This is a genomic window from Streptomyces sp. bgisy159 (genome assembly GCF_057707805.1).
In genome coordinates, this window is the sequence record NZ_JBYIQX010000003.1 from 1 (window position 1) to 17,464 (window position 17,464).

The window sequence follows — 17,464 nt, forward strand, 5'->3', positions numbered from 1 at the left end:
CCCCCCCCCCCCACGCCCCCGACGGACTCGACCCGCAGTTCCGGGCGATGTTCGACCGCGCGCGGGACGACCACGCCCGCAAACGGGTGATCGTCGACCAGATCGCCTCCCTCACCGACGCCTCCGCGCGCTCGTTGCACGCGAGACTGACGGGACAGGAGTGACCCGTAGGTGACCCTGCGTGGCCTGATCGGGCCACTCCCTCTTCCCCCATCACGCTCCGTGCGGGACGCTCGCATGTGGCGGCACGCTTACGAGGAGGCATCACGTGGTCGACGCGGATCAGACATTCGTCATCGTCGGGGGCGGCCTGGCCGGCGCCAAGGCGGCCGAGACGCTCCGGGCGGAGGGCTTCACCGGCCGCGTGATACTGATCGGCGACGAACGCGACCACCCCTACGAGCGCCCGCCGCTGTCTAAGGGCTACCTGCTCGGCAAGGAGGCCCGCGACAGCGTCCCGGTGCACGAGCCCGCCTGGTACGCCCGGCACGACATCGAGCTGCACCTCGGCCAGACGGTCGACGCGATCGACCGCGCCGCCCGCACCGTCCACTTCGGTGACGACGGCACCTACGTCCACTACGACAAGCTGCTGCTCGCCACGGGCGCGGAGCCCCGCCGCCTCCCCGTCCCCGGCACCGACCTGGCCGGCGTGCACCACCTGCGCCGCCTCGCGCACGCCGACCGCCTCAAGGGCGTCCTGACCGCCCTCGGCCGCGACAACGGCCACCTGGTGATCGCCGGCGCGGGCTGGATCGGCCTGGAGGTCGCGGCCGCGGCCCGCGAGTACGGCGCGGAGGTCACCGTCGTCGAACCCGAGGCGACCCCGCTGCACGGCGTCCTCGGCCCCGAGCTGGGCGAGATCTTCGCCGAACTGCACCGCGAACACGGGGTCCGCTTCCGGTTCGGGGTACGGCTGACGGAGATCGTCGGCCAGGACGGCGTGGTCCTCGCCGCCCGCACCGACGACGGCGAGGAGCACCCGGCGCACGACGTCCTCGCCGCGATCGGCGCGGCGCCCCGCACGGCGCTCGCGGAGGCGGCCGGACTGGAGATCGCCGACCGGGCGCACGGCGGCGGCGTCCTGGTGGACGAACGGCTGCGCACCTCCGACCCCGACATCCACGCGGCCGGTGACGTGGCGTCCTTCCCGCACGCCCTGTTCGACACCCGGCTGCGTGTCGAGCACTGGGCCAACGCGCTCAACGGCGGGCCGGCCGCCGCCCGCGCCATGCTCGGCAAGGACGTCGTGTACGACCGCGTGCCGTACTTCTTCTCCGACCAGTACGACCTCGGCATGGAGTACAGCGGCTGGGCACCGCCCGGCTCCTACGACCAGGTGGTGCTCCGCGGGGACGCGGGCAAGCGCGAGTTCATCGCCTTCTGGGTGAAGGAGGGCAGGGTGCTCGCGGGGATGAACGTGAACGTGTGGGACGTCACAGAACCCGTCCAGAACCTCATCCGCTCCCGGGCCCGGGTCGACACCGAGGCCCTCGCCGACCCCCACGTACCCCTCGACAGCCTCGCCTCCTGACGCCACGGCCACCGGTTCTGTCACTGCGCCCCCGTAGAATTCACGCGTGGCAGGACGGATCAATGACGAGGACGTGAAGGCGGTTCGGGACGCGGTCCCGATCGACGCCGTGGTGTCCGAGTACCTCCAGCTGCGAGGCGCGGGCGGCGGCAACCTCAAGGGGCTGTGCCCGTTCCACGACGAGAAGTCGCCGTCCTTCCAGGTCAGCCCGAGCAAGGGACTCTTCCACTGCTTCGGCTGCCAGGAGGGCGGCGACACCATCACGTTCGTGATGAAGATCGACCACCTCACCTTCTCCGAGGCGGTCGAACGGCTGGCCGCCCAGGCCGGCCTCACCCTGCGCTACGAGGAGGGCGGGTACAACCCCGCCCACCAGCGCGGCGAACGCATCCGCCTGGTCGAGGCCCACAAGATCGCCGCGGATTTCTACGCCGAACAGCTCGCCACCGGCCCCGAGGCCGACGCCGGCCGGATCTTCCTCGCCGAGCGCGGCTTCGACCAGGCCGCCGCCCAGCACTTCGGCGTCGGCTACAGCCCCCAGGGCTGGGACCACCTCACCCGCCACCTGCGCGGCAAGGGCTTCACCGACAAGGAACTGGTCCTCTCCGGGCTGTCCCAGGAGGGCCGCCGCGGCCCCATCGACCGCTTCCGGGGCCGCCTGATGTGGCCCATCCGCGACATCGGCGGCGACGTCGTCGGCTTCGGCGCGCGCAAGCTCTACGAGGCGGACAACGGCCCCAAGTACCTCAACACCCCCGACACGGCGATCTACCGGAAGTCGCAGGTGCTGTACGGCATCGACCTGGCGAAGAAGGAGATCGCCAAGTCCTCCCGCGCCGTCGTCGTCGAGGGCTACACCGACGTCATGGCCTGCCACCTCGCCGGCGTCACCACCGCCATCGCCACCTGCGGCACCGCCTTCGGCGGCGACCACATCAAGATCCTGCGCCGGCTGCTGATGGACAACGGCTCGGCCCGGGTGATCTTCACCTTCGACGGCGACGCGGCCGGCCAGAAGGCCGCCCTGCGCGCCTTCGAGGACGACCAGAAGTTCGCCGCCGAGACCTACATCGCCGTCGCCCCCGACGGCATGGACCCCTGCGACCTGCGCCTGGCCAAGGGCGACGACGCGGTCGCCGACCTGGTCGAACCGCGCACCCCGCTCTTCGAGTTCGCCCTCCGCCAGATCGTCGGCCGCTACGACCTCGACACCCCGGCCGGCCGCGCCGCCGCCCTCGACGAGGCCGCGCCCGTCGTCGCCCGCATCAAGAACAGCGGGGCGCAGCACGAGGTCGCCGTCCAGCTCGCCGGCCTGCTGGGCATCCTCGACACCCAGTTCGTCGTCCGCCGGGTCGCCCAGCTGGCCCGCTGGGCCCGCGACCGCGGCGGCAAGGGCCCGGCACCCGCCCCCCGCGGTCCGCAGCAGTACGACGCCCCGCCCCGCCCCGCCGTCTCCGGCCCCGCGCTCACCCTGCGCAACCCGGTCTACGCGACGGAACGCGAACTGCTCAAGCTCGCCCTGCAACGCCCCGAACTGGTCTCCCCGGCCTTCGACGCGTACGGCGTCGACGAGTTCACCGCCCCGCCCTACGCCGCCGTACGCCAGGCCGTCCTCGACGCGGGCGGCGCCGAGTGGGGCGTGCAGGACCCCCAGGAGTACCTGGTGCGGGTCCGGGAGGCGGCCCCCGACGACACGGTCCGCGCGATGGTCACGGAACTCGCCGTCGAGCCGATCATGCGCCGCGCCGTCGACGAGATCTACGCCGGCACCGTCCTGGTCCAGGTCCGCCGCCGCGCCGTCGAACGCCGGGTCCGCGACGTCCAGTCCCAGCTCACCCGCCTCTCCGCGGGCGGCGACCCGGCCCAACTCGCCACCGTGCAGAACGAGCTGTGGGTCCTCCAGCAGTACGACCAGGCACTACGGGAGCACGGCGCCGGAGCCCTCTGAGCGCCCTTCGAAGGCCGGCGCCACGGCCCGCAGCAACCGGTCCGCGAACTCCCGCTCCCGCTCGGCGAACCGCGGGTACTCGGCGACGAAGTGGTGCCACTCCACACAGCCGACGCCCTCGACGAGGTCCTCGAACAGTACGGCGTCGCGGGAGGGGCGGGGCCATTCGCCCGACAGCCGGAACACCTCCTGCAACAGCTCGTGGGGGAGCGGATGCCGCTCGGCGAGCAGCACCGCGTCGTAGAGGTCCTTGCCCTGCGCGTACGCGTCGTTGATGATCCACATCAGTTTCCAGGCGAGGGACAGCGCGGGCGTCGCCCCGAGCAGGACCGCCCCGCCGGGCAGCTCGACCGGCTCCGGCGGCTCGGGCAGCCGCTCGTTGAACACGAAGTCCAGCTGGACGTGGCCGCCGGGGAGTCCGGGCGCGGACCAGGGCAGGACCATGCGCCGGCCTGGTACGCGCTCGTAGGTCCAGATGTCCTCCACGCCGACGCCCTCGGCGGGGAAGCCGATGCCGTCCGCGGAGGCGGCCCGCGCGGCCCGTGCGATCCCGTCGAGCATGCGGCCGGTCCGTTCGTCGCGCAGGCCCCAGGTGTCCGGTACGACGACGAAGTCCAGGTCACCGGGCTCGCGGGCGGCGTCCCCGAACCATGCCGACATCAGCACACTGCCGCGCAGCACCAGCGAGTCGCACCACTGAGAGCCGGCGATCGCGGCCAGGACGAGATCCAGTGCCCGGCGCCGGGCGGCCCGCCACGCCTCGCCGCGTGCCGGGTCGGCGAAGGCGGGGTCGGAGGCACGGTAGGCGTTCGGGTACTGCTTCGTCGACGGGTCGAAGACCAGCCGCTGGGTGATGCCCTCGCCCGCGACGGTCCGCACCGTCCGGGGCAGCTGGTGGTCGAGCCGGATCCGGTCGTCCAGCTCGTCCCGGGGCGTCTCCTTGCTCGACCAGCGCCAGTTCCGCCAGCTCCAGCTCATCCCCGCGCCCCCTCGGTCGTCATGTCCTCGATCCATCCGTCGTCCACCGAAAGATCGCTGTCGTACAGCACGAACTCCCGCTCCACGGACAGCACCTGATACTCGGTCAGCTCTTCGAGCAGCCGGTCCAGCGCCCGCCCCGCCCCCGCCGCCGTCACCTGGTGGCACCGTTGCGTCACGAACCGCTCGTGCCGCCCGCCGCCGAGCACCCGCCGCGCGTTCCACGACAGGTGGGCGCCGTGCGGTACGACCCGCGTGGTCAGCGCGCCGAGGCCGGCGCCGGCGTCGAGCAGCAGCTTCACATGGTGCTCGTAATACTCCCCGCCGGACCGTCCGCCCCCGCACGGCCCGTCCGGCACCTCCGGCGCCCAGGGCGACGACTCCGTCTTCACCCGGACCGGCGTGAAACCGTCCGCGCCGAGCGCCGCCACCACCCGCTCGGCCCGCGCCGACTCCTCGGCGTACGTGCGGGAACCGGCGAGCGTCAGCATGGGCTGCACTCGCATCCGGCCGCGCGCCAGCACGATGTGGGTGAGCTTGAGGCCGGCCGTGTCCGCCCAGCTACACAGCCGTTCCGCTTCCGCCGGGCTCGCGCAGTCGACGGTCACATGGGTTTCGTACAGGGATCCGGACACTGCGGGATCCTCGCAGACGGGGCGTGCCGAGGGCACCCGGATTTCGGGCGGGCGGTCACCTCGCGGTGACGGACCGGACTCAAAAAGTCACCGCACGCCCCTCGTGGCGGTGATGTGTCGTACCCCACACTGGTTCCGGTGCCTGAGTCCTCGGAGCGCGGCCGAACCGTCCCCCACGGGTTCCCGATCGCCGCGGGCGCGCTCAACGCGTACGGGACGGACAGCGGCGAGGCCGTCGACTCCGCTCCCCAAGTACCGCTGCCGCCCCCCTCGGCAGCGATCATCCTGGAGGTCGCCCCCGTGCAGACCCGGACCCTCACCCACACCGACAGCACCACCGGCGGCGCGGAGCACACGGAGCACAGCGAGGCCGACGCCGAGAGCGGCGTCCTGGTCGCGGTGCCCGCGCAGAGCCGTGCCCCGCACCACCCGGACGGCGAACCGGACGGCCCGCCGCCGGCGGCCCTGGCCGAAACCCCCGGGACCACCGAGCCCGCCGAACCGGCCCCGCCCGCCGGACCGGCCGAAGCGCCGGAAGCGGTCGACGTGGTCGAAGCGGTGGCCGCGATCGAACCGGTCCGCACCCGCACCGAGAGCGGCGGCCCCTCCGCCGACCTGTTCCGCCAGTACCTGCGCGAGATCGGCCGCATCCCGCTGCTCACCGCCGCCGAGGAGGTCGAACTCGCCCGCCGGGTCGAGGCCGGGCTGTTCGCCGAGGAGAAGCTGAGCAGCACCCCCGACCTGGACAGCCGGCTCGCCGTCGACCTGGACCGGCTGGTCGTGCTCGGCCGGATGGCCAAACGACGGCTCATCGAGGCCAACCTGCGCCTGGTCGTCTCGGTCGCCAAACGGTACGTCGGACGCGGCCTGACCATGCTGGACCTCGTCCAGGAGGGCAACCTCGGCCTGATCCGCGCCGTCGAGAAGTTCGACTACGCCCGCGGCTACAAGTTCTCCACCTACGCCACCTGGTGGATCCGCCAGGCCATGTCCCGCGCGCTCGCCGACCAGGCGCGCACCATCCGCGTCCCCGTCCACGTCGTCGAACTCATCAACCGCGTGGTCCGGGTCCAGCGCCGCATGCTGCAGGAACGCGGCTACGAACCGACCCCCGAGGAAGTCGCCGCCCAGCTCGACCTGCCGCCCGAGCGGGTCAGCGAGGTGCTCCGCCTCGCCCAGGAGCCGGTCTCCCTGCACGCGCCGGTCGGCGAGGAGGACGACGTCGCCCTCGGCGACCTGATCGAGGACGGCGACGCGGCGAGCCCCGTGGAGTCGGCCGCGTTCCTGCTGCTGCGCGAACACCTGGAGGCCGTCCTGTCCACCCTCGGTGAACGGGAACGCAAGGTCGTCCAGCTCCGCTACGGCCTGGCCGACGGCCGCCCCCGCACCCTGGAGGAGATCGGCCGCCTCTTCGGCGTGACCCGCGAACGGATACGGCAGATCGAGTCGAAGACCCTCAACAAGCTCCGCGACCACGCCTTCGCCGACCAACTGCGCGGCTACCTCGACTGAACGGGGGCCGCCCACCGCCGTGAGCGGCCCCGCGCACTCAGTCGACCTGGGCCACCGCCTCCGCGAACTGCGCCTTGTACAGCCGCGCGTAGGCCCCGTCGGCCGCCAGCAGCGCCAGATGCGTGCCCTGCTCGACGATCGAGCCGTTCTCCATCACCAGGATGGTGTCGGCGTCCCGGATCGTGGAGAGCCGGTGCGCGATGACGAACGACGTCCGCCCGTGCGCCAGCTTCGCCATCGCCTTCTGGATCAGCACCTCGGTCCGGGTGTCGACCGACGACGTCGCCTCGTCGAGCACCAGGATCACCGGGTCGGACAGGAACGCCCGGGCGATGGTGATGAGCTGCTTCTCACCGGCGCTCACCCCGGTGCCCTCGTCGTCGATCACCGTGTCGTAGCCGTCGGGCAGCGTCCGGACGAACCGGTCCGCGTGGGCCGCCCGCGCCGCCTCCTCGATCTCACCCCGGGTGACGTCCCGCGAGGCGCCGTACGCGATGTTCTCCGCGATGGTGCCGCCGAACAGCCAGGTGTCCTGCAGCACCATGCCGATCCCGGAGCGCAGTTCGTCCCGGGACATCGTCGCGATGTCCACCCCGTCCAGGGTGATCCGCCCGGACGAGACCTCGTAGAACCGCATCAGGAGGTTCACGAGCGTCGTCTTGCCGGCGCCGGTCGGCCCCACGATGGCGACCGTGTGCCCCGGTTCGACGGTCAGCGACAGGTCCTCGATCAGCGGCTTGTCCGGCTCGTAGCGGAACGACACGTGCTCCAGCGCCACCCGCCCGCTCAGCCGCTCGGGCCGGGTGCCCGGCACCGGGTCCGCCTCCTGCTCCTCGGCGTCGAGGAGCTCGAAGACCCGCTCGGCCGACGCCACGCCCGACTGCACCAGGTTCGCCATCGACGCGATCTGCGTCAGCGGCATCGAGAACTGGCGCGAGTACTGGATGAACGCCTGCACGTCGCCGATCGACAGCGAGCCCGACGCGACCCGCAGCCCGCCGACGACCGCCACCAGCACATAGTTGAGGTTCGAGACGAACATCATCAGCGGCTGCATGACACCGCTGTTGAACTGCGCCTTGAACCCGGCCTCGTACAGCGCCGCGTTCTGCTCGGCGAACTGCCGCGCCGACTCCTCCTGCCGCCCGAACACCTTCACCAGGGTGTGCCCGGTGTACATCTCCTCGATGTGGGCGTTCAGGGTGCCCGTCGACCGCCACTGCTGCACGAAGTGCGGCTGCGACCGCTTGCCGACGCGGGTGGCGACGACGAACGACAGCGGAACGGTCACCAGCGCCACCAGCGCCAGGATCCAGGAGACGTAGAACATCATCGCCAGCACGCCGATGACGGTCAGCACCGAGTTGATGAGCTGGCCCATCGACTGCTGCAGCGTCTGCCCGATGTTGTCGATGTCGTTGGTCGCCCGGGACAGCACCTCGCCGCGCTGACGCTTGTCGAAGTACGACAGCGGCAGCCGCGACAGCTTCCTCTGCACGTCCTCGCGCATCCGGAACATCGTGCGGTTCACGGCCCGGTTCACCAGCCGGGTCGCCACCGCCATCAGCAGCCCCGCCACCAGGAACACGCCGAGAGCCAGCAGCAGCACCTCGCCGACCGCACCGAAGTCGATGCCCTCGCCGGGGGTGAAGTCGGTGCCGCGCAGCATGTCGGCGACATCGCCGTCACCGCGTTGCCGCATCGCCTCCAGGGCCTGCTCCTTGCTGGGGCCGGCCTCCATCTGCCGTCCGACGATGCCCCCGAACACCAGGTCGGTCGCCCGGCCGAGGATCTTCGGCCCGACCACGTTCAGGCCGACGCTGATCACCACGCACAGCAGCAGCGCGTACAGCGTGGCCCGCTCCGGGCGGAACCGGCCCAGCAGCCGCCGGCCCGACACCTTGAAGTCCAGCGAACGGCTGTCGGGACCGCCGCCCTGGCCCATCATCCGTGCCATCGGCCCGGTCATCAGGCAGCCTCCGCTTCCGTCAGCTGGGAGAGCACGATCTCCCGGTAGGTCTCGTTGTCCGCCATCAGCTCGTGGTGGGTGCCGGTGCCGACGACCGTGCCCTCGTCGAGGACGACGATCCGGTCGGCGTCCCGGATGGTCGCCACCCGCTGCGCGACGATCACCACGGTCGCCTCCGCGGTCTCCCGGCCCAGGGCCGCGCGCAGGGCCGCGTCGGTGGCGTAGTCGAGGGCGGAGAAGGAGTCGTCGAACAGGTAGATCTCCGGGCGCTGCACCAGCGTGCGGGCGATGGACAGGCGCTGCCGCTGACCGCCGGAGACGTTGGTGCCGCCCTGTGCGACGGGCGCGTTCAGCCCGCCCTCCAGCTTGCGCACGAAGTCCGCGGCCTGCGCCACCTCCAGCGCCTGCCACAGCTCCTCGTCGGTGGCGTCCGGGTTGCCGTAGCGCAGGTTGGTCGCGACCGTCCCCGCGAACAGGTACGGCTTCTGCGGGACCAGCCCGACGGTCCGGGCGAGCAGCCCCGGGTCGAGCTCGCCGACCGGGACGCCGTCGACCAGGACCTGCCCGTCGGTGGCGTCGAACAGCCGGGGGACCAGGCCCAGCAGCGTCGACTTGCCGCTGCCGGTGGAGCCGATCACCGCGGTGGTCTCGCCGGGCCGGGCGACCAGGTCGACGGCCTTGAGCACCGGTTCCTCGGCACCCGGGTAGCGGAAGCCCGCGCCCCGGAGCTCCAGGTGGCCGTGCCGGCGCAGCTCGGTGACCGGCGCCGTCGGCGGCACCACGCTCGACGACGTGTCCAGGACCTCCTGGATGCGCTCGGCGCACACCTCGGCGCGCGGCACCATCATGAACATGAAGGTGGCCATCATCACGGCCATGACGATCTGCATCAGGTAGGCGAGGAACGCGGTCAGGTCGCCGATCTGCATTTCGCCGCTGTTGATGCGGTGGGCGCCGAACCAGACCACCGCGATCGACGACAGGTTCACCGTCGTCATGACCACCGGGAACATCAGCGCCAGCAGGTTGCCGGTGCCGAGCGACATCTCGGTCAGGTCGGCGTTCGCCTTCCGGAAGCGGTCCTGCTCGTAGCCGTCGCGGACGAACGCGCGGATCACCCGGTTGCCGGTGATCTGCTCGCGCAGCACCCGGTTCACCGTGTCCAGCCGCTTCTGCATGGCCCGGAACAGCGGCCGCAGCCGCCGCACGATCAGCGTCACGCAGACACCGAGCACGGGCACCACGGCGACCAGCACCCCGGACAGCGGCACGTCCAGGCCCAGCGCCATGACGATGCCGCCCACGCACATGATGGGCGCCGACGCCATCAGCGTGAACGACATCAGGGCCAGCATCTGGACCTGCTGGACGTCGTTGGTCGTCCGGGTGATCAACGACGGCGCGCCGAAGTGACCGACCTCACGCGCGGAGAAGGACTGCACCCGGTCGAAGACGGCCGCCCGGACGTCCCGGCCGAGCGCCGAGGCGGTGCGTGCGCCGTAGTACACGGCGCCGATGTTGCACACGACCTGCGCCAGCGAGATGCCGATCATCAGGCCGCCGTGGCTCAGGATGTAGCCGGTGTCCCCGCGTACGACGCCGCGGTCGATGATGTCCGCGTTCAGCGTGGGCAGGTAGAGGGTGGCGCAGGTCTGCAGGAACTGCAGCGCCAGGACCAGGGCGATGGGTTTCTTGTAAGGACTGAGGTAAGCCCTAAGCAGTCGTATGAGCACACTGGGTCTCTCGGAGTCGGCGGTAGGGGCGGTTGGTTGCCCTTGGCCCCTATCGTCGGACACTTCCCCCGTGTTACCTCAACCGATTAACCCAACAGGCTGCCCGCTTGAGCCGTGGGCGGAACCTGCCGGGCGGCCGGCGAAGCCCGGAGCGGTCAGCGGACCGCCCGGACGCCCGGTGACTCCGGAACGATCAGCCGACCGCCTCGGGACGGCGAGCGCAATGCACCCCTGGGAGGCCGGCCCGTGAGGTGCCCGGGGACGGTGAACGCAATGCGCCCCCGGGGCGCTCAGCGGAGCCCCTCGATGGCCGACGGGCCCCGTGATGGCCGGCGGAGCCCCGTGATGATCAGTTCAGCCCCGTGACCGGTCAGCGGAACGCCCCCGGGTGGGTCTGCTCACGCACCGACACGAACTGCTGGCGCACCGCCTGCCCCACGGCCAGCTCCTCGCCCGGCTCCAGGACCTGCGCGGCAGCGCCCTGCCAGGCCGGCGGGGTGCGCGGATCGAGCGTGCCCTGCGACACCCCGAGCGCCCAGGCGGCCTGCCGGGCGGCGCCGATCGCCGCGTAGTCCGCGGGCTGCGGTACGACGACCTGTGCCCCGAACAGCGACGGCGCCGCCGCCTGAACCGCGGGCAGCTCGGCGGCGGCACCCAGCAGGAAGACCCGCCGCACCGCCACACCCCGCCCGCGCAGCACGTCCAGCGCGTCCGCGAGCCCGCACAGCATGCCCTCGAAGGCGGCCCGGGCGAGATGCTCCGGCTTCATCGACTCGCGCCGCAGTCCCGCCAGCGTCCCCGCGGTGTGCGGCAGATGGGGAGTGCGCTCGCCCTCCAGGTACGGCAGCAGCACCAGCCCGTGCGAGCCCGGCGTGGACTTCATCGCCAGCTCCGACAGGCTCTCCAGGTCGGACAGCCCGAGCAGCTCGGCGGTGCCCCGCAGGGCCCGTACGGCGTTGAGGGTGGTGACGACGGGCAGGTGCATGCCGGTCGCGTCCGCCAGCGAGGTGATCATCCCGGTGCTGTCGACCAGCGCCTCGGGGTGAACGGCCATCACCGACCCGGAGGCGCCCAGCGACACCACCGCGTCGCCGAGCCCGATGCCCAGGCCCAGCGCTGCAGCCATGGTCTCGCCGGTGCCGGCCGAGATCAGCAGCCCCTCGGGCGTCGTACCGGCCGCCTCGGCGGGCCCGATCACGTCGGGCAGCATCGCCTGGTGGCCCAGCGCCAGTTCGACCAGGTCCGGCCGGTAGGCGCCGGTCGCCGCGGACCAGTAGCCGGTCCCCGAGGCCCCGCCGCGGTCGGTGGTGCGCCGCACCGGCCGCCCGAGCAGCTGCCAGACCAGCCAGTCGTGGGCCTGCAGCAGCACCGCCGTACGGGCGGCGGCCTCCGGCTCGCTCCGGGCCAGCCAACGCAGCTTGGTCACCGGCTGGGCGGCCTGCGGCACACTCCCCACGGCTTGCGCCCACGCCTCCCGGCCGCCGAGCGCGTCGACGAGATCGGCGGCGGCGACCTGCGCGCGCTTGTCGCCGCCGACCATGGCGGGGCGCACGGTGGCGCCCTGCGCGTCGAGCGGCACGACGGCGTTCGCCTGCGCGGACACGCCGATGGCCTGCACTCCCTCCAGCAGGCCGCCACCGGCGGCCTCACCGAGAGAGAGCAGCCAGGTCTGCGGGTCGACGTCGGAGGGCCGGCCGCCGGCCCCTTCCGGGCTCTCGACCGGATGGGGGGCATACCCCTGCCTGAGCACGGCCCCCGTGTCCGTGTCGCAGACGACGATGCGAGTGAAATCGGGCGAACTGTCCAACCCGGCGACTATCCCCATACGGAAAATTCTGCCGCACGTGTCGCTCTGCTCGGGCCGGGAGAGCTCAGCGGATGACCCCTACGTGTTGCTGGTGCCCCAATCGTCCTCGGCGCCGTTGTGCGAGGAACGCTCCCGCAGGGAGCGGACCCGGTGGGCCACCGACTCCGGCATGCGGTCACCGACCCTGTCGCTGACCACGTGGTACGCCCTGCCCGCGAAGTGGCGGCCCTGGTGGGCGGCCGTCTCGGCGGTGTTGCGCACAGCGGGGTTCTGCGCGATCCGCTGGGCGGACTTCTTCAGCTGCTCGTAGCGCTCGCGCCCGGCCCTCGTGCCCAGGACGTACCCCAGGCCGAGTCCAACCACGAACGTGAGCCGGTAGCGCATGGCGGCCACCCTTCCCTTGCGTCGGTCTGCGGTGCGGCGTTGCGGTACGGGGATACCGATTGGCAAAGCACCCCCCTGCTTGCGCTAATGTATGTGTCGCAGCGAGCGCACGCCCTCTGGGGGCTACCCAGGTAGGTACGTTCGATGCAACGAGGCATTCCTCCGTAGCTCAATTGGCAGAGCAGCCGGCTGTTAACCGGCAGGTTACTGGTTCGAGTCCAGTCGGGGGAGCTCGGTCCTCCGTAGCTCAATTGGCAGAGCAGCCGGCTGTTAACCGGCAGGTTACTGGTTCGAGTCCAGTCGGGGGAGCAGGTGATGAACGAGGACCCTCCGGGGTCCTTTTTCATGTCTCACCCCTTGTCCGGGGGAACCGCGCAGGTCACGGCGGAGTCCTTCAGGACATGCGTAGTCGACCGTACGAAGCAGGAGATCGTATGAGCGGCTATGCTGCGGCACACGGCGCGCACACGTGTACGCGACACGCCGCTATGGGGCGGTAGCTCAGCCGGTTAGAGCAGCGGACTCATAATCCGTCGGCCGTGGGTTCGAGTCCCACCCGCCCCACCCTTGCAGGGCTGTGACCTGCGGAAACGTCTTTTCTCGGCAGGGAGATCATGAACTCCGGCCCAACGGAGAGAATCCGCTGCTCAGGGGCACCGTCGGAAGTCGCAGAGGATCGCCCGGCTCGCCCGGCTGCTCCTGGCAGGGCTCTGACCTGCAGTGACACGGATGTCCGGATACGCTGGGGGTCACCTGGCGAGCTCTGTGTCCAAGATCCAGTGGACGCACAGTGGACGGGAGGGCCTGGAGCCGGCCGCAGTGTGGTGCCGCCGGTTCGAGGAGGAAGAGGTCGTCGGGAAAGTCGTCAGAGCTCAAGGCGTCCGTCCCTACGATCCGGGCAAGTGGCCCGTCACTTGGCCAGGGTCGCGGAACCGAACGCAGCAGCTGAAACCGTAACGCCGGTGCCTCGTGCCGACGCTGGACGCAGTCGATGTGCGGTGGTGGGTGGCAGCCCGTAGGTGGCTGACCGTCTGTTGCCTGCCGCCCTGCGTACCCGACCTCAACCGGGAGGCGGCGATGGATTGTTGTCGCGGGGCGGCACAGCGGCGGGCGACGTGGAGGGTGGCGCGCATGCGGCGCGGGCGCGATCTTCGCTGCGCTCTTGCAGAAGCGACCGTGCCAGGAGCACGCCGCACCGACGTGATCGGCTGGTGCTGGGTGTCGCGCCAGGCGGTGCGGGCTACAGGTCGTCGGGTAGGAGCCTGAAGGCGGGATGGCCGGTCAGGGGGCGGACCATGCGGAAGTGATGGTCGGTGGTGAGCAGGGCGTCGGTGCGGTAGGCGGCGGCCAGAGCGACGTTCATGGCGTCGGTCAGTCCGATGCCTTTGCCGCCGTCCGCGTCGGCGTACCCTTCTGCGACCGCGATCGCCGCGCTCAGGTGCGTGTTGACGGGCGGTACCTCGAATCGGCGCGTCGCCACGTTGCGTTCGATGAACCGGGCCGCCGCCAGAGCTTTGCGGGCTCCGGCGCGTGTCGCGATCAGGTAGTCCAGCTCGGCCAGTACCAGGGGGGAGATGACCAGGTGGCTGGTCGCTGCCAGTGCCTTCCTGTGCTCCTGGTGTCCGGTGAGGTTCGGATCGAGCAGGCGGTACAGGCCGTTGGTGTCGGCGATGGCGATCATCGTCACGCGCCCATCCCCTTGAGCGTGTCCTCGATCTCGTCGTCGGTGAGATCGGGCAGACCGAGGTCGGGCAGGTCGAGGTCCCCCATGGGGTCGGTCGGGTACGGGGGGATGTCGGTGTCGCTTATCGGTACGACCCGAGCCACCGGGGTTCCGTTCTTGGTGACTGTGACGGTCTCGCCACGGGCCGCGGCGGCAAGGATCTGCGAGGACTTCTGGTTGAACTCGCGGGCAGTGGTCTCCATGTAGTACATGTTACTACCCTAGGCTGTCGGCGACGGACGGTGCCGCTCATTCGGTATCCCAGCGGAACGGCCGGAACGCGAGTGCCGATGTCCCTCCGGGATGGGTACGGCCGCTCGGCACGCCCGGGCTCATCGCCCGGGCGTTATGCCGGGGGCATCGACCCGTGGATCCGCGACAGGGTGAACACCCGCTTCGCATCGCGCAGATGACACCAGGCGTACAGATGCGGAGGGTCCAGGTCGCGCGCGGCCTCGTCCGCCGTCGCGTCCAGCGAATCCGCCAGGACGTCCCGAGAGACCAGCGCACTCAGCGCGGCCAGTGCTTCGGCTGCTGCAGGGCGGGCAGCGGGAGGCGGGACAGCGCGCGCGACCGAGCCGGGGGGCAAGGCGCCCCAAGGAGCGGGCTGTCCGACCGCGCCCCCTTCCGCGGGCGACGGCCTGTGTGTCGGGGCTCGCGCCAGGATCCACTGAGCCGGGCGCAGGCGTCACCCTCGAGGGCCGGCGCCTGCTGAAGGTCTGCCGCAGTACCAACCGCGCCACAGCCACTGTCGGGACCGGTCCTCCTCCTTCACCACGTTTCCATGTCAGGTTGGAAAAGGATCAATGTCTGAGGTCGATCGTGCGTACTTGCTGTCCCGTGGTCCGGGCGATGGTTTCGAAGTCGCGGTCGTAGTGGAGCAGGGTGAGGCCCGCTTCTTCGGCGGCGGCTGCGATGAGGAGGTCGACCGGGCCCGCGCTGCGGTGTTCCCCTTTCGCGGTGAGCTGCTCCTGGACCACGCGGGAGCGGCGGTAGATGCCGTCCGGCATCGGACACCAGACGTAGTGGGCGTCGAGTGCCGCCTTCAGCCGAGCGCGGCCCGCGGAAGAGTGGGCAGAGTAGAGGACCTCAAGTTCCGTGAGGTCGCAGATCGCGACGAGGCCGACGGCGATCCTGTCGTCCCACTCGGCCGTGTTCTGGGCGAGAAGGACGCGGGCGAGGGCGGAGGTGTCGATGAGGTAGTCGGCGACGGTCACGGCCGGTACTGGCTCTTGTCCAGGAGGATGTTGATGTCCAGGGCTCCGTCGGCCACCAGTTGCCGGGAATCCTCGAGCGCGCGCAGGCGCCGGTAGCGAGCGGTGACCTCGCGCAGGGCGGTGTTGATCGTGTCGCGCTTGGTGGTGGTGCCGAGTTCCCTGGCGGCTGCCTCCAGTGCCTCGTCGTCGAGATCGATGACGGTTCGGCTCACTGCGACTCCCTGTGTATACGGCGATGTATATCAGTATACCTACTCCACTGTATATCGAGGGGCCGGCTCCAGCCTGGCCTGATCGGCGGGCTTCACAGCCGGAAGGCGAGACCGGACGAGGTCCGAGAGCAGGTGCTCGCGCACAGCGAGGGCGGCGACCTGCCTCGCGCCCGGTGCCTCTGGGGCCACCTGCCCGCTGCCGACCATGATGTCCCCGCATCCGGCGTGTGATCCGGTGCGGGCGCACTGACTGCCAAGACGCGCGGAGCCCCGCCCTCGGGTCAAGAGGGCGAGCCCTTGCTTCGCCGGTAAGGCATCCCTGCTGCTCGGCTCTTCGAGTCACGAGTCACGAGGCTTCTGCCTGCGCACCTGCTCTCGGTGAGGTCCCAGTGGCCGTCGTGGGTGGCTTGTCGTGCACCCGTAGTGGACACGCAGTGGACGGAAGGATCCTGAAGGACTAGGAAGGTCACGCGCGTGTCCGCAGGGCTGCACGCCGCTGACGTGCTGAAATAGGAAGATCAGGGCAGGATCCGGCCGCAAGCGGAAGATCCGAAAAGGACTCATAATCCGTCGGCCGTGGGTTCGAGTCCCACCCGCCCCACCAGTGCAGGGTCGTAACCTGCGGAAACGTCTCTTCTGAGGTGTTGGAAGGTCAACTCGGGCTCATCGCGCTGATCCCGCTGCTACCGAGAGCAAGAGGCCACGAGCAAGGTTGACGAACGGTACGGGCCGCGGGTGAGTTGCCGGTCGGCGAGTCAATCCTGCGGCTCGGGCGCCCGGGCTCTGGCTGAGTTCTCGACACGCCGTTGTCAGAGGGCCACCTCGTGCCTCATCGCCGACTGTGCGGCTGTGGAGGCTCTACTGCCTGAGGTCCATCGTGCGGACCGGCTGTCCCGTGGTGCGGGCGATGGTGTCGAAGTCGTGGTCGCAGTGGAGCAGCGTGAGCCCCGCTTCCTTGGCGGCGGCAGCCACCAGGAGGTCGACGGGGCCTGCGCTGCGGTGCTCACCCTTGGCGGTCAGCCGTCCCCGTGGGGGCTCGTTGAGCACGCGTTGGGGGGCGACCCGCCTGTTCCGCGGCAGCGGCTTAGGGCCGGTCGGCGGGGACAGCGCCAGGAATGTTGGTGACGTATATTGCATATGTACATTGTGGACTCTCGGTGGGGTGGTGAGGATGTCCGTTACCCAGATCGACCTTGATGACGAGGCGCTGGCCGAGGCGATGCGCCTGATGGGCGTGACGACGAAAAAGGAGACCGTCAACACGGCTCTGCGGGATTATGTGGCCCGCATCAGGAGGCTTGAGGCCGCGGAGAAGCTGGTCCAGCGGGGCGAGCGCGGCGAGTTCGAGGAGGCCGCAGCGGCGTACGAGGCTGCCAGGCGCGCGCGGCGGGCGGCGTTTGAGTGATCACGTATCTCGTCGACACCTCTGCGTTGTGGCACCTGTTCCGTACCCCTGGGGCGCTGAATCCGTGGGAGGGGCATATCGCCGCCGGGGTGTTGCGCATCTGCGAGCCCACGCGCACCGAGTTTCTGTACTCGGCCACCAGCCCGTCTCATCGCGACGAGTTGGCAGGGGAGCTGGATGCTCTGTGTCAGCTCTCGCCGGTCCCGAAGAACGCCTGGCGCTGGGTCGAGACCGCTCAGTACAAGCTCACGCAACGCGGGCAGCACCGGGCCGCGGGAGTCATCGACCTCCTGGTGTGCGCGACAGCGGTTCACCACGGTCACACGGTGCTCCACGTGGACCACGACTTCGCCACAGTGGCGGCGGTCCTCAAGGAAGTGCAGCAGCGGGACGTCCGCGCCTGAGGA

15 protein-coding genes, 3 tRNA genes and 2 pseudogenes are annotated in these 17,464 nt (G+C 70.7%); 9 read left to right on the top strand and 11 right to left on the bottom strand.

Annotation, left to right across the window (positions count from 1 at the left end; genetic code table 11):
* The 3 genes and pseudogenes from AC3ET3_RS03935 to dnaG form a co-directional block, all read left to right on the top strand.
* Nucleotides 1-164, top strand: a pseudogene (locus AC3ET3_RS03935) (deoxyguanosinetriphosphate triphosphohydrolase); the annotation flags it as partial.
* Nucleotides 165-268: 104 nt separating this feature from the next.
* Nucleotides 269-1,534: an NAD(P)/FAD-dependent oxidoreductase gene (locus tag AC3ET3_RS03940; protein ID WP_432139224.1), complete on the top strand. Its 1,266-nt coding sequence runs from the start codon at nucleotides 269-271 to the stop codon at nucleotides 1,532-1,534.
* Between the two features lie 46 nt (nucleotides 1,535-1,580).
* Nucleotides 1,581-3,482: a DNA primase gene (gene dnaG, locus AC3ET3_RS03945; RefSeq protein ID WP_432139223.1), complete on the top strand. Its 1,902-nt coding sequence runs from the start codon at nucleotides 1,581-1,583 to the stop codon at nucleotides 3,480-3,482.
* Here the strand turns inward: dnaG and AC3ET3_RS03950 are convergent.
* Together AC3ET3_RS03950 and AC3ET3_RS03955 are read right to left on the bottom strand one after the other, a co-directional pair.
* Nucleotides 3,453-4,460, bottom strand: coding sequence for a nucleotidyl transferase AbiEii/AbiGii toxin family protein (locus AC3ET3_RS03950; RefSeq protein WP_432139222.1), 1,008 nt, complete (start codon nucleotides 4,458-4,460; stop codon nucleotides 3,453-3,455). The genes dnaG and AC3ET3_RS03950 overlap by 30 nt on opposite strands.
* Nucleotides 4,457-5,095, bottom strand: coding sequence for a hypothetical protein (locus AC3ET3_RS03955; RefSeq protein ID WP_432139221.1), 639 nt, complete (start codon nucleotides 5,093-5,095; stop codon nucleotides 4,457-4,459). Before AC3ET3_RS03955 ends, AC3ET3_RS03950 begins: the two co-directional genes overlap by 4 nt.
* A 138-nt stretch (nucleotides 5,096-5,233) precedes the next feature.
* Between AC3ET3_RS03955 and AC3ET3_RS03960 the strand changes: the two genes are divergently transcribed.
* Nucleotides 5,234-6,607 (top strand): RNA polymerase sigma factor, encoded by a 1,374-nt coding sequence (locus AC3ET3_RS03960; RefSeq protein WP_432139220.1) that lies wholly within the window; start codon nucleotides 5,234-5,236, stop codon nucleotides 6,605-6,607.
* 37 nt (nucleotides 6,608-6,644) lie between these two features.
* On the opposite strand, the gene AC3ET3_RS03965 is transcribed toward AC3ET3_RS03960, so the two are convergent.
* From AC3ET3_RS03965 to AC3ET3_RS03980, 4 genes are all read right to left on the bottom strand, one after another.
* A complete protein-coding gene (locus AC3ET3_RS03965; RefSeq protein WP_435611632.1) occupies nucleotides 6,645-8,576 on the bottom strand; it encodes an ABC transporter ATP-binding protein in 1,932 nt (643 codons plus the stop codon).
* Nucleotides 8,576-10,309 carry an ABC transporter ATP-binding protein gene (locus AC3ET3_RS03970; RefSeq protein ID WP_432139218.1) on the bottom strand — a complete coding sequence of 578 codons (1,734 nt, stop codon included), beginning with the start codon at nucleotides 10,307-10,309 and terminating at the stop codon, nucleotides 8,576-8,578. Before AC3ET3_RS03970 ends, AC3ET3_RS03965 begins: the two co-directional genes overlap by 1 nt.
* Before the next feature lie 370 nt (nucleotides 10,310-10,679).
* Nucleotides 10,680-12,134, bottom strand: coding sequence for a xylulokinase (locus AC3ET3_RS03975; protein WP_432139217.1), 1,455 nt, complete (start codon nucleotides 12,132-12,134; stop codon nucleotides 10,680-10,682).
* A gap of 60 nt (nucleotides 12,135-12,194) precedes the next feature.
* The gene (locus tag AC3ET3_RS03980; RefSeq protein WP_432139216.1) at nucleotides 12,195-12,500 is read right to left on the bottom strand and encodes a YtxH domain-containing protein; all 306 of its coding nucleotides are present in this window, start codon (nucleotides 12,498-12,500) and stop codon (nucleotides 12,195-12,197) included.
* A 158-nt stretch (nucleotides 12,501-12,658) separates the two neighbouring features.
* Here AC3ET3_RS03980 and AC3ET3_RS03985 point away from each other — a divergent pair.
* From AC3ET3_RS03985 to AC3ET3_RS03995, 3 genes are all read left to right on the top strand, one after another.
* Nucleotides 12,659-12,731 (top strand) — tRNA-Asn (locus tag AC3ET3_RS03985).
* Between the two features lie 5 nt (nucleotides 12,732-12,736).
* A tRNA-Asn gene (locus tag AC3ET3_RS03990) sits at nucleotides 12,737-12,809 on the top strand.
* A 181-nt stretch (nucleotides 12,810-12,990) separates the two neighbouring features.
* Nucleotides 12,991-13,064 (top strand) — tRNA-Ile (locus AC3ET3_RS03995).
* Between the two features lie 676 nt (nucleotides 13,065-13,740).
* Here AC3ET3_RS03995 and AC3ET3_RS04000 read toward each other — a convergent pair.
* From AC3ET3_RS04000 to AC3ET3_RS04020, 5 genes and pseudogenes are all read right to left on the bottom strand, one after another.
* On the bottom strand, nucleotides 13,741-14,187 hold the full coding sequence (locus AC3ET3_RS04000) for a PIN domain-containing protein (RefSeq protein WP_432139215.1): 447 nt from the start codon (nucleotides 14,185-14,187) through the stop codon (nucleotides 13,741-13,743).
* Complete coding sequence (locus AC3ET3_RS04005) at nucleotides 14,184-14,426, bottom strand: type II toxin-antitoxin system Phd/YefM family antitoxin (protein WP_097222963.1); 243 nt, start codon at nucleotides 14,424-14,426, stop codon at nucleotides 14,184-14,186. The genes AC3ET3_RS04000 and AC3ET3_RS04005 overlap by 4 nt, the downstream gene beginning before the upstream one ends.
* Nucleotides 14,427-15,026: 600 nt before the next feature.
* Complete coding sequence (locus tag AC3ET3_RS04010) at nucleotides 15,027-15,440, bottom strand: PIN domain nuclease (RefSeq protein WP_435611633.1); 414 nt, start codon at nucleotides 15,438-15,440, stop codon at nucleotides 15,027-15,029.
* Nucleotides 15,437-15,652 (bottom strand): type II toxin-antitoxin system VapB family antitoxin, encoded by a 216-nt coding sequence (locus AC3ET3_RS04015; protein ID WP_018889935.1) that lies wholly within the window; start codon nucleotides 15,650-15,652, stop codon nucleotides 15,437-15,439. Before AC3ET3_RS04015 ends, AC3ET3_RS04010 begins: the two co-directional genes overlap by 4 nt.
* A gap of 858 nt (nucleotides 15,653-16,510) precedes the next feature.
* Nucleotides 16,511-16,675: pseudogene (locus AC3ET3_RS04020) on the bottom strand (PIN domain-containing protein); the annotation flags it as partial.
* 148 nt (nucleotides 16,676-16,823) lie between these two features.
* On the opposite strand from AC3ET3_RS04020, the gene AC3ET3_RS04025 reads away from it, so the two are divergent.
* Together AC3ET3_RS04025 and AC3ET3_RS04030 are read left to right on the top strand one after the other, a co-directional pair.
* On the top strand, nucleotides 16,824-17,057 hold the full coding sequence (locus tag AC3ET3_RS04025; RefSeq protein ID WP_432139213.1) for a type II toxin-antitoxin system VapB family antitoxin: 234 nt from the start codon (nucleotides 16,824-16,826) through the stop codon (nucleotides 17,055-17,057).
* Entirely contained in the window at nucleotides 17,054-17,461 is a 408-nt protein-coding gene (locus AC3ET3_RS04030; RefSeq protein WP_432139212.1) for a PIN domain nuclease, read from the top strand. The genes AC3ET3_RS04025 and AC3ET3_RS04030 overlap by 4 nt, the downstream gene beginning before the upstream one ends.
* Nucleotides 17,462-17,464 lie beyond the last annotated feature (3 nt).

Excerpts from the sequence above, each read along its gene's own strand:
- AC3ET3_RS03965 (WP_435611632.1), bottom strand. The coding sequence starts at position 8,576 with ATGACCGGGCCGATGGCACGGATGATGGGCCAGGGCGGCGGTCCCGAC.
- AC3ET3_RS04025 (WP_432139213.1), top strand. The coding sequence starts at position 16,824 with ATGTCCGTTACCCAGATCGACCTTGATGACGAGGCGCTGGCCGAGGCG.
- AC3ET3_RS03975 (WP_432139217.1), bottom strand. The coding sequence starts at position 12,134 with ATGGGGATAGTCGCCGGGTTGGACAGTTCGCCCGATTTCACTCGCATC.
- AC3ET3_RS03980 (WP_432139216.1), bottom strand. The coding sequence starts at position 12,500 with ATGCGCTACCGGCTCACGTTCGTGGTTGGACTCGGCCTGGGGTACGTC.
- AC3ET3_RS03950 (WP_432139222.1), bottom strand. The coding sequence starts at position 4,460 with ATGAGCTGGAGCTGGCGGAACTGGCGCTGGTCGAGCAAGGAGACGCCC.
- AC3ET3_RS04005 (WP_097222963.1), bottom strand. The coding sequence starts at position 14,426 with ATGGAGACCACTGCCCGCGAGTTCAACCAGAAGTCCTCGCAGATCCTT.